This window comes from Lujinxingia vulgaris (assembly GCF_007997005.1).
GTDB lineage: Bacteria > Myxococcota_A > Bradymonadia > Bradymonadales > Bradymonadaceae > Lujinxingia.
Map to the genome: position 1 here is coordinate 45634 of NZ_VOSL01000024.1, position 15828 is coordinate 61461.

Below are 15828 nucleotides of genomic sequence, written 5' to 3' on the forward strand. Positions count from 1 at the left end.
ACAGGGGGTATAAACGAAAAAGCCCGGGAGCAAAGCTCCCGGGCTTTTTAAACGCGTGCGGTCAACACGCAGGCCTAACTGATCCGGCTCCGCTTATGCGGCCATGGAGCGGCGGCGCCGGCGCAGGGCCAACATGCCCACCAGGAGCAGGAGCAGGCTCGCGGAGTTCGAGGGGCCCGAGCTCGCGGAGCAGCCGCAGCCACCGCCGCCACCGGAGACCTCGCCGAGGTCCTCATCGCAGGCATCGCCGATGCCGTTGTCGTTGCCGTCGGCCTGGTTGGCGTTCTCGATAAGCGGGCAGTTGTCGGCATCGTTCTCAACGCCGTCGCCGTCGATATCGGTGTCGCAGGCGTCGCCGATGTCGTCTTCGTCGAGGTCGGCCTGGTCGGCGTTCTCGATAAGGGGGCAGTTGTCGGCGTCGTTCTCGACCTCGTCGCCGTCGATGTCGGGGTCGCAGGCGTCGCCGAAGCCGTCTTCGTCGAGGTCAGCCTGGTCGGCGTTCTCGATGAGCGGGCAGTTGTCAGCGTCGTTTTCAACGTCGTCACCGTCGATGTCGGAGTCGCAGGCGTCGCCGGTGCCGTCTTCGTCGAGGTCAGCCTGGTCGGCGTTCTCGACAAGGGGGCAGTTATCGACGTCATCCTGCACATCATCGCCGTCGGCGTCATGATCGCAGGCGTCGCCAATGCCGTTGCTGTCGGTATCGAGCTGGTCGGTGTTTTCGACCAGGGGGCAGTTATCGTCAGCGTCGGCGATGGTGTCGTCGTCACTGTCGGTATCGCGGTAGTCGGGGGTGCCGTCTTCGTCGGTGTCGATCGGCGGCGTGGCGAGGTCCTCGTCGCCGGCCTCGTCGCTGTCGAGCAGGCCGTCGGCGTCGGAGTCCTCATCGAGCGCGTCGATGGTCTCGTCTTCGTCCGTATCGATCGGGTTCTCCCAGTCATCGCCGAACTCCTCGCCATCGGCGATGAAGTCGCCGTCGGTGTCGGGGTTACGCGGATCGAGCTCGAATTCCTCTTCGAGGGCGTTGGGCAGGCCGTCGCCGTCGATATCTTCGTCGCAGACGTCGCCCTGCCCGTCCTGGTCGAGATCAGCCTGGTCGAGGTTTTCGACGATGGGGCAATTGTCCTCGGCGTCGAGAACGCTGTCGTCGTCGCTGTCGGTGTCGCGGTAGTCGGGGGTGCCGTCGTCGTCGGTATCGACGGGCGCCGTGGTGAGGTCTTCGTCGCCGGCTTCGTCGCTGTCGAGCATCCCATCGTTGTCGGAATCCTCATCGAGCGCGTCGATGGTCTCGTCCTCGTCGGTGTCGCGCGGGTTCTGCAAGTCACCGCCGACCTCATCGAAGTCAGAGATGAAGTCGCCGTCGGAGTCGGCGGTGGTCGCATCGAGGCCGACGGACAGCTCCCAGGTGTCGGGCAGGCCGTCCTGGTCGACGTCGGTGAAGGTCACATCGATCGCGATCTGACGGGTCGTACTGAGCTCGCCATCGCTGACTTCCAGGGTGAGCATCGGCACACCTTGCCAGCTCGGCGTCCAGCTGAACGCGCCAGTTTCGCTATCGAAGTTTGCCCCGGCGAGTGCTGGCGAGACGGCGTAGCTCAGCTCGGTGCTGTCGATATCCGCGGCGGCAAGCTGGAAGCTGACGAGCTGACCTTCGACAGCGGCAATCGTGGCGGCGTCGTCGGGGGTAGGCGCGATGAACTCAGGCGCGTCGTTGACCGGGTTTACCGTGACATTGACCGTGGCCGTGTCGGTGAGCTGACCGTCGGTGACCGTGTAGCTGAAGGCGTCGCTGCCGTCGAAGTTCGCGTCCGGCGCGTAGCTGATGGTGCCGTCGGTGTTGAGGAGAGCCGCGCCGTTGGTGGGCTGCGCGACACTGGCCACGCTGAGAGTGGCGTTATCGATGTCCGTGTCGTTGATGAGCACGTCGAGCGAAGCCACGTCGTCTTCATCGACGCTGAGTACGTCGTCTGTGGCGACGGGCGCATCGTTGACGGGATTCACGGTGATATCGACCGTGGCCGTGTCGGTGAATTCGCCGTCGCTGACCGTGTAGGTAAAGGTGTCGCTGCCGTTGAAATTCGGGTCCGGGGCGTAAGTGATCGTGGACTCCGTGTTGATGGTGACCGTGCCATGGGTGGGCTGGGTCACGGCGCTCACGCTGAGTGTCGCACTATCGATGTCGGTATCGTTGATGAGCACATTGAGGGGATCGGCGCTGTCCTCGTCGACGCTGAAGTCGTCATCCGTGGCGACGGGCGCGTCATTGACCGGAGTCACGGCGATGGCGACCGTCGCAGAGCCTGTGAACTCTCCGTCGCTGGCTTCGAAGGCAAAGGCGTCCTGCCCGTTGAAGTCTGCGTCCGGCGAGTAGGTCACCGGGTTGGAGGTGACCTCGCCAGTGTTGGTGTTGACGCCTGTGAGCGTTCCGTGGGCGGGGAACTCGGTGACGCGGAAGGTCAGTGGCAGCCCCCCTTGGCTGGACCCGCTAAGCGTGACGTCGAGGGCGACGTCTTCTTCGGTGGAGACGGACTGGTTGTCGGCACGAACCGTGACGGCCCAGGCGACGCTGTCGATGTAGAGCTGCTGAATGTCGGCATTGCAGAGGGTGTGGTACGACGTGCCAACGTCGTAGTTCCCGGCATGGTTGAAGTTGACGATGCGACCCTGGCCGAATTCGCGCACGAGCACGGCGGGGTTGCCGACGCTATCGGTCATCAAGACCAGCGAGGGGTTCTGAGCAAAGGTGCGAGCCGGGCCCTGGTTGCGCGCGCCCTCGAAGCTAAAGCTCGCGGGGATGTTTGCTAAGATGGGGTGGGCGCTTTGCGCTGCCACCTCCACGTAGCTATGAGGGCCTTCGGAGCCACCGGTGCGCTCCAGAAGGATCAGATCGCGCATCGCCTGCAGGTTACCGACTTCGTAGGCGTTCCACTCGCTCGCAACAAAGCCGCCGCCGTTTTGAACGTGAGCGACCAGCGCATTTTGGCCAGCCAGGGGCATCGCATTAGAATAGGTCATACCGTTGAGGTGGACGGCGACGTCAAACGCATCCAGGGAGGGGTTAGTGCCGTCCCATTGCGTCTCCGGGGCATCCGAGAGCGTCACGTCATAGCCGGCATCTTCCAGCGCCGTGCGAAGCGCCGGCGTGCAGGCGCCCTGCGTATCGTAGATCAGCAAAACGGACTGCGCGCTGGCCAGGGTCGGAACAAGCATCATGATGAGCAGGAGACACATGAGCCCCAGGGCCTGGCGAGGAGCGGATGCTTTGCGGCGCTCCGGTACGACGGAATTGTTCATGAATGGACTCTTTGCGTGGGATTGGCGGGGCTTAAGGAGGGGGCTAAATAGCGAGCGTATCGAGCGCTGCCGGGCCAGCGTCGCGGAGGCGGCCGGCCGGCTCCAAGTGCACCGGTGGGGCACCCAAGGCGGCATAGACTCTTCACAATCGGGACGACAAGAGAACCTATTTACTACCGAAAGCTATCGAATAGTTAAAGAGACAAGGCCCAGCCCCGGAGTTCTGGGCGGGCACAAGACCCGCCCCTGCGGCGCGGGTGGGTTGTGCGAAGCGCCCTATCATAAAAGAGGCCTCCGACACCGGCCGCCCCCACCCAAATCTCCGGTTTAAAGCTCCCCGGCCTCAATCTTCCCGCAGATCACACACGTCTCCAGATCGTGGCCCCGCGCCGGGCAGTATTCGCGGCCGTAGAAGATGATCTGCAGATGGCGAGCGTTCCAGGTGGACTCGTCAAAGAGCTCGCGCAGGTCGTCCTCGGTCTGGCGGACGTTTTTGGCTTTGCTTAAGCCCCAGCGCTCGGCCAGGCGGTGGATGTGGGTGTCGACGGGGAAGGAGGGAACGTCGAACCACTGCGAGAGCACGACCTGGGCCGTTTTGCGCCCCACCCCCGGCAACTTCGTGAGTTCTTTCAGCGTGCCGGGCACCTCGCCATCGAACTCATCGACGAGCAGATGCGAGAGCTTGAGGATGTTCTTGGCTTTGGTCGGCGCGAGCCCGCAGGAGCGGATGGCGTGCTGGATGGTCTCGACCGGGAGGCGCGCCATGTCATGGGGGTTGTCGGCCAGCGCGAACAAATCGGGCGTGACCATGTTGACGCGTTTGTCGGTGCACTGGGCCGAGAGCAGCACGGCGACGAGCAGCGTGTAGGCGTCTTTATGATCGAGGGGCACCGGCGTGGTGGGGTAGAGCTCGTCGAGGATCTGGCCGATGGTCTCGGCGCGGGCTTTTTTCGCCTTCTTACTACGCAACGTCTTGGTCACTTCTTAACCTCAATGAAACGAAAGAGTCGCTCACCCAGAGGGCCGAGCGCGGCCTGGCCGGCTTCGACGCCGGCCGAGGCGCGGTAAATACCAATCAGGGCAGGGATATAAGCCAGCAGCGCCAGCGGCAAGAAGAGCGCGCAGTTGAGCGTGGCCAGGAGCACAAAGGCGTAACACAGAAGGTAGATGGCGCCGGCGGCTTTGGCGTGGTGCAGGCTGAAGGGGTTGTTGCGCAGTACGAGCGGCACGATAAAAAAGGGTACGCCGAAGAGCACCGAGCAGTAGCTGAGCACGGCCAGCGCCGCGCCCTTTTCGCGATCGAAGTAACGAAAACGCCGCGGGCGCCGCGGCTCCTCATCGGTGCTCTCGGGCGACTGCGCGTCGAGTGTGGAGGAGGGGAGCGGCCGGAGCTGGGTGTGGCGCAGCGGGCGCTCCTCCAGCTCCGCCTGAAGGCGGCGCATCGCCGCATCGGTGGGATCTTCGGCCCCGGTGGTGGGCTTGCCCCGTCTCCCCCGGTCCTTAACTGCATCGTCGCTCATAGATGTCTCGTGCGCGGGCCTCTGAGCACATTATGGCCACGCCGGCCACGGTGACCACCGCCTAAAAGGTTCGGGCTGATGGACCTGGCGCGCATCTCACGGCTTGAGTTTGACGCGCTGAACCCCATAATGCAGGCGCCAAAACGACCGATGTATGGCTTCAAAACGCTCAACCCAAAAGGATCAAAAAGATGTCGACTCGCACCGAATACGACTCGATGGGCGCGGTGGAAGTGCCCTCCGACGCCTACTGGGGCGCGCAGACCCAGCGCTCCATCCAGAATTTCAAGATCGGCGGCCACCGCATGCCCCGCCCCATGATCAAGGCGCTGGGCATGGTCAAGCACGCCACCGCCGAGGCCAACTGTGGCCTGGGGATTTTGAGCGAAGAGAAGAAAAAGGCGATTCAGGCCGCCGCCCAGGAGGTCATCGACGGCAAGCTCGACGAGCACTTCCCGCTGGTGGTCTGGCAGACCGGAAGCGGCACGCAGACCAACATGAACACCAACGAGGTCATCGCGAACCGCGCCATCGAGATGCTCGGCGGCGAGTTGGGCTCGAAGAGCCCGATTCACCCGAACGATGATGTGAACAAGAGCCAGTCGACCAACGACAGCTTCCCCACGGCCAGCGCCGTGGCGATCGTCGACCAGTTTGAGAGCGCGCTGCTTCCGGCGCTCGCCCACCTTCGCGACGCGCTCGACGCCAAGGCCGAAGCCTTTGCCGACATCGTCAAAGTCGGCCGCACCCACCTGATGGACGCCACGCCGCTGACCCTCGGTCAGGAGTTCTCGGGCTACTCCGCGCAGCTCACCTACGCCGAGCGCGCCATCCGCCAGTCGCTGGAGCTTCTGGTGGAGCTGGCCATCGGCGGCACCGCGGTGGGAAGCGGCCTGAACACGGTCGAGGGTTACGATAAGGCGGTCTGCGACGCCCTGGCCGCCATGAGCGGCTACGCCTTTAAGCCGGCGCCCAACAAATTCGCGCTGCTCGCCGGCAAAGAGGCGATCGTGGAGGCCCACGGCGCGCTCAAGACGCTGGCGACCTCGCTCAACAAGATCGCCAACGACATCCGCTGGATGGGAAGCGGCCCGCGCTGCGGGTTCGGCGAGCTGATTCTGCCGAGCAACGAGCCCGGGTCTTCGATCATGCCGGGCAAGGTGAACCCGACCCAGTCCGAAGCCATGACGATGGTCTGTGCGCACGTGTTTGGGAACGACGCGGCGGTGGGCTTCGCCGCGGCCAACGGCAACTTTGAGCTCAACGTCTACAAGCCGATGCTCGTGCATAACGTGCTGGAGTCGACGCGCCTGCTCACCGACGCGATGCACTCCTTTACCGACAACTGCGTGGTGGGCATTGAACCGGACCGCGAGCAGATCGCCGACTACCTGGAGCGCTGCCTGATGCTCGTGACCGCGCTCAACCCGGTCATCGGCTACGACAAGGCCGCCGAGGTCGCCAAGAAGGCGTATAAAGAAAAAACCACGCTGCGCCAGGCGATCACCGAGCTCGGGTATTTGAGCGGCGAGGAGTTCGATAAGGCGATCAACCCCAGAGCGATGACGCATCCGAAGGCGAAGGCATAACACCCGAACTATTCATAAGACGCCGTCGCGAGGTAAAGTCAGCGCTTCAAGCCCGAATTCGAGCCCCGCAGGCGATGCTAAAAGCATCGTCGAGGCGTGAGAAGAAGGGATTGATGCACTGACGAACCGCAGCAGGCGACCTATGAATAATTCGGGTGACACTATGGATGTCACGCGCCCCTCCGCACAGCTTTTGCTCTCGGCCTACGCCCAGGGGATTTTCCCGATGGCGCATCCCGAGGAGGAGGGGCGCATCTACTGGTACGCGCCCGATCCGCGCGCGATTTTGCCGCTCAATGGCATGCGAATCTCCCGGCGTTTTCGGCAGACTCTGCGTAAGAAACCCTTTGAGGTTCGTTTCAACACGGATTTTGAGGGTGTCATCGAAGCCTGCGCGGAGCCGCGGCCCGGCCAGCCGCAGACGTGGATCTCGGAGGGTATCAAGGAGGTCTACACCGAGCTGCACCGGCTGGGCTTTGCCCACTCGGTCGAAGCCTGGGAGGGTGAGCGGCTTGTGGGCGGCCTGTATGGCGTGGCGCTGGGCGGGCTTTTTGCCGGGGAGTCGATGTTTCACCGGGCGACCGACGCCTCGAAGATCTGCCTTGTGCACCTGGTGGAGCGGCTCAACGCTCGGGGGTTTAGCCTGCTCGATGTGCAGTTTCAGACCTCGCACCTGGAGCGGCTGGGGGTGATTGAGATCCCCCGCGAAGACTATGAAGCGCGGCTGGTCGAGGCGCTCAAGCTCGACTGCACCTTTGATTGAGGGCGGGGCATGTCGGGCCGACGGTTTGCTTGCCTCTGGCCAGATGCGCTTAGGTTGGCGCACCAGCCGCACATACGAGCAGCATCAGGTCGGGACATCCACTCCCGGGCACCCGCGCCGCCTTGCTGCCCCGGCCTCAATCACCTAGAAAGGGCGTTTGGCCGCCCGCGTCGGTGGGCCAGCCCCACCTTTTTGTTCGATCCCAAAATCGCACACTGACTGACCCCATGCAGGACACCTTTATGGAAGATTCCAAACGCCATCTCATCGTCACCCAGGGTGACATCACGCTGATCTCGATGCCCGAGGGGGCGCTGGTCAACCCGTCGAACACCGGGCTGATCCTCAACAGCGGCGGCAACAGCGACAACACCGTGAGCAACGCGATCGCGCGCCGCGGCGGGCCCTTTATGCAGCAGACGCTGCATATGACGCGCAGCGGGCTGCGCAACAACCGCCTGGAGCCGGGCCGCGCCGTCGACACCGAGGCCGGACAGCTTCCGGTCAAGCGCCTGATCCACGTCTCGATCGTGGGCGCCAAAAAGATCAACGCGCGCCTGGTGTCCAACGCCATCCTCAACGCCTACGACCTGGCCGACGAGCTGGAGCTCAAGGAGCTGGCGTTTCCGGCGATCGGCCTGCAGATGGGCGGCATCACGTTGGAAGAGTTCATGGAGATCTTCTGGCGCATCACCGCCGAGGAGCTCCCGCGCCTCAAACACGTGCGCCAGGTCTACCTCTGCCTCTTCAGTGGCGAGGAGTATGAGGCCGGCAGCGCGTACGCCGAGCAACACGTCGATGAGCTTCCGGAGTCGATCGACCTGGAGATCAGCGAGTCGGGCTTTGCGCGCGGAATCTTTGGTTGATGGGCTATGTGGCTGAGGGGCGCGGACGAGGCAAGCTGATCCTCTTCGGGGAGCACGCCGTGGTGCACGGCTATGCGGCGGTGGCCTGCGGGCTGCCGCTGGGCGCGGTGGCGTGTGTGCGCCACGGGCGCTCGGAGTCGTTTCGCGTCGATCATCCCGCCGGGAGCTTTGAGGCCGAGGGCAAGGTGCTGGAGGCCGCGCGCGGCATTGTGGCGCGCTTCGGGCTCCAGCTCGAAGAGCTCGACGGCTTTGTGCGCCTGGAGGTCCCGGTGGGGGCGGGGATGGGAAGCTCGGCGGCGCTGGCGGTGGCCCTGGCCCGCGCCGCCCAGAAACTCTCGGGGCGCAAGGATGCGCAGACCGTCGAGGAGGCGGTGAGCTTTGCCGAGGGTCTCTTTCATGGCAGAGCCTCGGGCATCGATCAGAGCGCGGCGCTCGGCGGCGGGGTGTTTGCGTTCAGGCGTGACGCGGCCGGAGGCCCCCCCACCCTCGAGTCGGTGCGCACCCCGACGCTCCGGCTGGTGGTGGCCCAGGTGGCCCCTTCGGCCTCCACCGCCGAGATGGTGGCCGGCGTGAGCGCGCTGGCCGAGCGCCGCCGCTCGACGGCGGCCGTCTTCGAGGCCATCGGCCAGGTGGCCGCCGAGGGGCGCGAGGCGCTGGAGGCCGGCGATCTTTCGGCGGCCGGGGAACTTATGAACGTCAACCAGGGGTTACTCGCTGCGCTGGGTGTCTCGATCCCGGCCATCGACGAGGCCTGCCACCTGGCGCGGGAGGCCGGAGCGCTGGGCGTAAAGCTCACCGGCGCCGGCGGCGGCGGGTGTGTCGTGGCGCTGGGCCCCGATGAGGCCACAACCCGGGCGATACGGGAGGGCTGGGAGGTGCGCGGCTGGCCCGTCTACACCTTCACCCTCGAGAGCTAAAGGACATCATGTTTGCCTTCCCCCCTTACAACACCTCCACACCTCCGATGGAGGCGACGGCCTTTGCCCACCCCAACATCGCGCTGGTCAAGTACTGGGGCAAACGCGACACCGAGCTCAACCTGCCGGTCGCCGGGAGCCTCTCACTGACCCTGGGAGGCCTCTCCACCACAACGCGGGTGCGTTTTCGCGACGACATCAACCGCGACATCGTCATCCTCGACGGCAAAGAGCTGCGCCAGGGCAGCCGCGCCTACCAGCGGGTCGTCGATTTCATTCGGCTGGTGCGCCACGAGTCGAACCACGACTATTTTGCCGAGGTGGAGACGGCCAACGACTTCCCCACCGCCGCCGGGCTGGCCTCGTCGGCCTCGGGTTTTGCGGCGCTGGCGCTGGCAGCCACCTCGGCGGCCGGGTTGCATCTTCTCGATGAGCAGCTCTCGGCGCTGGCCCGGCGCGGCTCGGGCTCGGCGGCGCGCTCGATCTACGGCGGCTTTGCCGAGATGCGCCGCGGCAGCCGCAAAGATGGCCACGACGCCTTTGCGGTGCCCATCGCCGGGCCGGAACACTGGGATCTGCGCTGCGTGGTGGCCGTGACCACCCAGGGCGAAAAAGACGTCAGCTCCACCGAGGGCATGCTACGCACCCAGGAGAGCTCGCCGCTCTTCAAACCCTGGGCCAACACCGTGGCCGGCGACATCACCGAGGCCACCGCCGCCATCCACGCCCGCGACTTTCAGGCGCTGGGGCGCGTGGCCGAGCGATCCTGTCTGGGCATGCACGCCAGCGCGATGGCCGCCGACCCGGGCGTCATCTACTGGAACCCCACCACCCTGGAGCTGATTCACCGGGTGCGGCGCGCGCGCCGCGACGGGCTGCAGGTCTTCTTTACGATCGACGCCGGCCCCCACGTCAAAGTCTTCTGCCCGGCCCGCGAACTCTCAGCGGTTCGCTCCGTGCTGGGACAAATCGGCGGCGTCACCGACCTGATCGTCGCGCGCCCCGGCGAGGGCGCCGCGCTGGTCGCGGCCGACGCCGTCAACGCCTGAGTCGACCGGCCGGGCGTTCGACGCCCCCCAATCGCTCGGCGACGCAATAAAGGGGAGCCGGCCCCCGGTTGACACCGGCCGGCGGCGAGGGTCAGATTGCCGCCACCTGAACGTGCCTTATCTGTTGTGCGACTCGCCATTCTGGCGAGCGTTGTGGACTGGATGTACCTGTCGCCCCGAGCCTTACGATGCCCCAGAAATTCGACCTGTCTCGCTTCACTCAAAAAGCCCGCAAAGCGCTGGAGCGCGCCCAGGGCCTCGCCAGGACGCTTCGCCACGATCATGTGGAGGTGGAGCATACGCTTCTGGCGATGCTCGAGCAGGACGACTCGGTGGCCACAAGCCTGTTGGAGAACCTGGGCGCCAACCCCAAAGCCCTGGGCCGAAAGCTCATCGAGGAGCTGGAGCTCCTGCCCAAGACCTACCGAAACCAGGAGCAGCCCTTTATCAGCAAAGATCTGCTCACCGCGCTCCAGGAAGGCGGGGAGCTGGCCAACGCCCTGGGCGATCAGTTCACCAGCAGCGAGCATCTGCTGATTGCCTTTGCGCGCCGCACCTCAAGCTACGCCGGCAAACAACTTCGTGAGGCCGGAGCGAGCGCCGAGAAGCTGGAGGAAGCGGTCAAGAAGGCGCGCGGCGGCCAGAAAATCACCAGCGCCGAAGGCCCCGTCTCCGAGATTCTTGGCAAGTACGCCCAGGACATCACCGGCATGGCTGAGCGCGGCGAGCTCGACCCGGTCATCGGCCGCGACGCCGAGATCCGGCGCGTGATGCAGGTGCTCACCCGCCGCACCAAGAATAACCCGGTGCTGCTCGGACACCCGGGCGTGGGCAAGACCTCGATCGTTAACGCCCTGGCCCAGCGCCTGGTCGCCGGCGACGTTCCCACCGGACTCGCCGGACGACGCCTGATGCGCCTGGATCTGGGCGCGCTGGTCGCCGGCACCAGCCTGCGCGGTCAGTTTGAAGAGCGCATCAAGACCGTGGTGCAGGAGGTGGTGAACAGCCAGGGGCGCATCATCCTCTTCATCGATGAGCTGCATCAGCTGGTGGGCGCCGGCGGCAAAGACAGCTCAATGAACGCCTCCAACATGCTCAAGCCCGCGCTGGCGCGTGGCGAGCTGAGCGTCATCGGCACCAGCACCGTCGAAGAGTACCGCCAGCATGTGGAAGCCGACGCCGCGCTGGAGCGCCGCTTTCAATCGATCCACGTGGAGGAGGTCTCCACCGATGGCTGCGTCTCGATCCTACGCGGCATCAAGCAGGGCTTTGAGATTCACCACGGCGTGCAGATCGACGACAGCGCGCTGGTGGCCGCCGCCCAGATGACCGCGCGTTATGTGCAGGATCGCTACCTGCCCGACAAAGCCATCGACGCCATCGATGAGGCCGCCAGCCGCCTGCGTCTGGAGATCGACAGCAAACCCACCGAGCTCGACGCTCTGGAGCGCCGCATGCACGCGCTCGAGATGGAGCGCCAGACCATCGCCGAGTCCACCAACCCCGAGACGGTCGAAGAGCGCACCGAGCTTGAAAATCGCATCGAGAGCCTGCGCGAAGAGGCCGCTCGCCAGCGCGTGCGCTGGGAGACGGAGAAGGTGGTGCTGGATGAGATCACCTCCATCAAAGAGGAACTTGAGGCCACCGAGAAGACCTCTCAGGAGGCCCAGCGCGCTGGCGAGCTGGGGCGCGCGGCCGAGATCCGCTACAGCGTGCTGCCCAAACTCAAGCAAAAGCTGGAGGCGGCCCAGGCCCGCATGAGCGAGCTGCACAAAGAAGAGCGCCTGCTCAAAGATTACGTCGACGCCAACGACATCGGCGAAGTGATCGCGGATTGGACGGGCATTCCGGTGAGCAAGATGCTGGAGTCGGAGCGCGAGAAGCTGCTCAACATGCCCGATCGCCTGCGCCAGCGTGTGGTCGGGCAAGATTCGGCCATTGAGACCATCTGCAGCGCCATCTGGCGCTCGCGCGCGGGCCTTCAGGACCGCAACCGCCCCATCGGCAACTTCATGTTTGTGGGCCCCACCGGCGTCGGCAAAACCGAACTCGCCAAGGCCCTCTCGGAGTTTCTCTTCGACAGCGAAGACGCCATCGTCCGCATCGACATGTCCGAGTACATGGAGCAGTCCAAGGTCAACACGCTCATCGGCTCGGCCCGCGGCTACGTGGGCAGCGAACAGGGCGGCGTGCTTACCGAGGCCGTACGCCTGAAACCCTACAGCGTCGTGCTCTTTGACGAGGCCGAAAAAGCCCACCCTGACGTCTTCAACCTGCTCCTGCAGCTGATGGACGAGGGGCGCCTGACCGACAGTCAGGGTCGCCGCGTCGACTTTACCAACACGCTGGTGATCCTCACCTCCAACGTGGGCAGCCGCGAGATCATGGATTTGAGCGGCAAGGCCTCCGGCGAAGAGATGACCGACGCGGTGCAGGAGATCCTGCGCGACCACTTCCGCCCTGAATTCCTCAACCGCCTCGACGCGCCGATCGTCTTCCAGGCCCTCGACAAAGAGGCCATCCGCCTCATCGTCGACATTCAGAAGAAGCGTCTTCGCAAGATGCTGGCCGAGCAGCGCATGACCATCGAGATCAGCGACGCCGCCAAAGACTTTCTGGCCGAAGAAGGCTTTGAGCCCGAGTACGGCGCGCGCCCGCTTAAGCGCGCCATCGGCAACTTCATCCAGGACCCGCTGGCCGTGGAGGTGCTCGAAGGCAAGTTCATCGCCGGCGACCACGTGGTTGTGGAGGTCGCCGAAGACGGGGAATCTCTGGTCTTTAAAAAGGGTGAGCGCGACGCCGGTTAAGCCCCACCCTTATCAGGGGGTGCCCAGGGTGAGGTATGCCAGCGCGGCGACGATCAGCACGATGATCACCGCCACCCAGGGCCAGCCCAGCCCGGAGCGGACCTCCTCGGCCCGCTCCTCAGCGCGACGCACCGCAGAGCCCTCGGCTAACGCCGAGGGCTCGCTTGTTTCTGCGGGCTCCTCGCGCGCCACGCTGATCAGCGGCCCCTGCGAGAGGTGGCTCTTGAGCGATCGATTCTTTTCCGGGTTCTCCATCTCCAGCCCCAGCCAGGGCGCCGGCAGCATCACCATCCCAAAGCCCTTGTCTTCGCGGCTGGGAAGATCATCGAGGCTCAGGTAACGCCGAAAGATCTCCGCTCGCCCGAAACGCTTCTTGGCCAGGGGCTGCAGCGTACGCGCCAGCAAGAGCGTGACGCCGGGCATCTTAAGCGCCTCGATGCGCTCGTACGCCGTAAAGCTCAGCGGGCTCTCCACCCGGGCACGGGGCTCCTCGCCACTGAGCAAAAAGCTCATCAGTGCGCCGGCGCCGTAGATGTCGGCGGCGGCGCGCAGCATCGTGCCCGAGGTCTCCTCGCGAACCTCCGGGGCGGTGTAGGCCGGGTGGGTGTTGAGCTGCCAGGGCTTGAGCTTAACGCCCTTGCTCACCACACAGCCCGGGAGCTGGGCGCGCAGCGTGTCGTCGGGCCCCAGCACAAAACGTCGCGGATCGAAGTCGCGCCAGTAGTAGCCGGCCTGATGGGTGGCGATGAGCAGATCGCCGAGCTGCGCCATGATCTTGAGCGCGAGCCCGGCGGGCATGCCCTCGGGCCAGCGCGTCTGCACGGCCTCAAAGAGCGTGGGCCCCTGGCATCGCTCGATCACCAGAAGCGGCTCTCCCACCCCGCCCGGCCCTTCTAGAATCTCCAGAAGATCGATCTTACGCGCGACCACCCCGCCATCGGAGAGCGCGTCGAGGTAATCGGTCAGGTGCGTAAGCTGCTCCCGGCGCGTGGCCACGTAGGCCACGTCGTCCAGGCGAGCCTCATCGTAGCTCAGCGCCAGACCCAGGTAGTCGCACCCCGCTCCCTGGTCGGCGCCCTCCCGGGCGATGGCGACCACCTGCAGCTCGTCGCGCTCCTCGCGCATCGCGAGCGCCTTGTACCCGGTGGGCTGGTTGTGGATGTCGATGAGGGTGGAGGCGTCGTCCATGGTCGTGTTCTCGCTGATGATGCCGGTCGCCGCATGATGCGGCGCGTGATGAGGCCGCGACCATACTCTCCCGGGCGCAGGAGGCAACCGCCAAGCGGCGAGGCGACGCAGGTGGGCGTGCGGTGTGGTGGCTGAGCGGCGGTGCTCGCTGCCCGACTGAAACCCGCATGTCGCGTATCAACGCAGCTCATCCACCACCTCACCGTGACAGGTTGGCACAATCCATCACTCAAAATCCGTTATTCGCCGGGCAAAAGGCATCGAGGGTCGCCTCGGGGTGTGCCGAGCGTGACACGTTGGCACAGTGCATCGCCTCGACCCCACCCCCTGCGTGGTATTTTGCAACAGCCCATCGCCTCGACCCCACCCCCTGCATGGTATTTTGCAACAGCCCATCGCCTTACCCTCCACCTCACCGTGACACATTGGCACAATCCATCGTCTCGGCTCCGCTTTTTAGCGAGTTAAGGCCATCCCCGATGGCCCGGCCCATCATCGAGCGCCACCCGAGGCGATGCCCGGCCACCTTGCCGCAGCTTATTCGCGCCTGATACTTTCATCCGCGATGGTCAACCCACCTCCCGGAGCTCGCCGATGAAGCCACGATGCAGCGCTCGCCAGGACCTGAGCCGCCCGCTGCTCACGGCCCTCCTCACCGCCGGCGCGGTACTAAGCGGGACGCCGGAGCTTCGGGCCGAGGAGGCGGTGTGCGGGGGCTGGGCCAACGGCCAACAGGTCGCTCAAATCAACGAGGAGCGCCTGGCCGAATCCTCCGGCCTGGCCGCCGGCTGGCAAAACCCCGAGGTGCTCTGGACCCATAACGACTCCGGCGACAGCGCGCGCCTCTTCGCCCTCTCAACCGCCCCCTCCGACGATTCCGACGCTTCCCCCATCCTCACCGAGCTCACGCTTGAAGGCGCCGAAAACGTCGACTGGGAAGACATGGCGATCGGCCCCTGCACCGCCGGCAGCCAGACGCCCTGCATCTACGTGGCGGACTTCGGCGATAACCTCAAACAACGCGATGAGGTTGTGATCTACCGATTCGCAGAGCCCGACCTCGGCAGCCAGCCCGCCGCTGAGCGCACTCTCCGCGAAGGCATCACCGCCCAACGCTTCACCTACGAGGGCGGCCCCCGCGACGCCGAGGCCCTGCTCGTCGACCCGCAGAGCGCCGAGATCTTCATCATCGAGAAGGTCGATGACGGCCCCAGCCAGGTCTTCGAGCTCTCCGGCGCCTTTGACGACGACGCGCCGCTCGTGGCCCGCCCGATCGCTACGCTGACGCTGGCCGAAAATTTCAACTTCGGTCGCATGATCACCGCCGCCGATGTCGCGCCCGACGGCCGATCCTTCTCGTTGCGAACCTACACCCACCTCTACACCTACTGCGCCCCCGGCGGCGATCTGCGCCAGGCCTTTGAGAGCGAGCCCCAGCGCCTGCTCGTCAACCCGGGCACCATTCAGGGCGAAGCGCTGACCTATGCCCGCGATGGCGCGTCGATCTGGCTCACCAGCGAGCGCCTCCCTGCCCCCCTGCTGCGCTTCTCGCGTGCGACTGCGACCGACGATGGCGAGGCACCCGACACCGGCAGCGCCCCCGATCCGGCGAGCACCTCGGAAGACGCGGGCTCCGGCGACGACGGCGACGATGAGGACCTCCCGGCCGACGCCAACGCCTCGCCCTCGGCGGTGAGCGAGGGATGTTCGACGCTCGCCAGCGGCTCCTCCTCCGGCTATGTTCCGGGATGGATTCTCGGGCTAGCGGCGGTTGCAGGACTGCGCCGCGTTGTTTCTCGGCTCGCGACACGCACTCCCCTGCTTATGCGATAGTTGCT

Annotated in this window: 11 protein-coding genes; 7 read left to right on the forward strand and 4 right to left on the reverse strand. The window is 65.3% G+C overall.

Going from position 1 to position 15828, the window contains the following annotated elements:
* Window positions 1-93: 93 nt before the first annotated feature.
* The 3 genes from FRC96_RS05445 to FRC96_RS05455 form a co-directional block, all read right to left on the reverse strand.
* On the reverse strand, window positions 94-3291 hold the full coding sequence (locus FRC96_RS05445) for a tandem-95 repeat protein (protein WP_230469907.1): 3198 nt from the start codon (window positions 3289-3291) through the stop codon (window positions 94-96).
* 327 nt (window positions 3292-3618) lie between these two features.
* Window positions 3619-4272: an endonuclease III gene (nth, locus tag FRC96_RS05450; protein ID WP_146973497.1), complete on the reverse strand. Its 654-nt coding sequence runs from the start codon at window positions 4270-4272 to the stop codon at window positions 3619-3621.
* Window positions 4269-4811: a hypothetical protein gene (locus FRC96_RS05455; protein WP_146973498.1), complete on the reverse strand. Its 543-nt coding sequence runs from the start codon at window positions 4809-4811 to the stop codon at window positions 4269-4271. Before FRC96_RS05455 ends, nth begins: the two co-directional genes overlap by 4 nt.
* Window positions 4812-5002: 191 nt before the next feature.
* Here FRC96_RS05455 and fumC point away from each other — a divergent pair, with 191 nt between their 5' ends.
* The 6 genes from fumC (at window position 5003) to FRC96_RS05485 (ending at window position 12802) form a co-directional block, all read left to right on the forward strand.
* On the forward strand, window positions 5003-6400 hold the full coding sequence (gene fumC / locus FRC96_RS05460) for a class II fumarate hydratase (RefSeq protein ID WP_146973499.1): 1398 nt from the start codon (window positions 5003-5005) through the stop codon (window positions 6398-6400).
* A 163-nt stretch (window positions 6401-6563) separates the two neighbouring features.
* Window positions 6564-7163 (forward strand): leucyl/phenylalanyl-tRNA--protein transferase, encoded by a 600-nt coding sequence (gene aat / locus FRC96_RS05465; protein ID WP_146973514.1) that lies wholly within the window; start codon window positions 6564-6566, stop codon window positions 7161-7163.
* Between the two features lie 242 nt (window positions 7164-7405).
* On the forward strand, window positions 7406-8029 hold the full coding sequence (locus tag FRC96_RS05470) for a macro domain-containing protein (RefSeq protein ID WP_230469908.1): 624 nt from the start codon (window positions 7406-7408) through the stop codon (window positions 8027-8029).
* Entirely contained in the window at window positions 8029-8946 is a 918-nt protein-coding gene (gene mvk, locus FRC96_RS05475) for a mevalonate kinase (protein WP_230469911.1), read from the forward strand. The genes FRC96_RS05470 and mvk overlap by 1 nt, the downstream gene beginning before the upstream one ends.
* A gap of 8 nt (window positions 8947-8954) precedes the next feature.
* Entirely contained in the window at window positions 8955-9995 is a 1041-nt protein-coding gene (mvaD, locus tag FRC96_RS05480) for a diphosphomevalonate decarboxylase (protein WP_230469909.1), read from the forward strand.
* 188 nt (window positions 9996-10183) lie between these two features.
* Complete coding sequence (locus FRC96_RS05485) at window positions 10184-12802, forward strand: ATP-dependent Clp protease ATP-binding subunit (protein ID WP_146973502.1); 2619 nt, start codon at window positions 10184-10186, stop codon at window positions 12800-12802.
* Window positions 12803-12814: 12 nt separating this feature from the next.
* Here FRC96_RS05485 and FRC96_RS05490 read toward each other — a convergent pair whose 3' ends face one another.
* Window positions 12815-13990: a serine/threonine-protein kinase gene (locus tag FRC96_RS05490; protein ID WP_146973503.1), complete on the reverse strand. Its 1176-nt coding sequence runs from the start codon at window positions 13988-13990 to the stop codon at window positions 12815-12817.
* Between the two features lie 594 nt (window positions 13991-14584).
* On the opposite strand from FRC96_RS05490, the gene FRC96_RS05495 reads away from it, so the two are divergent.
* The gene (locus FRC96_RS05495) at window positions 14585-15823 is read left to right on the forward strand and encodes a hypothetical protein (protein WP_146973504.1); all 1239 of its coding nucleotides are present in this window, start codon (window positions 14585-14587) and stop codon (window positions 15821-15823) included.
* Window positions 15824-15828: the final 5 nt, after the last annotated feature.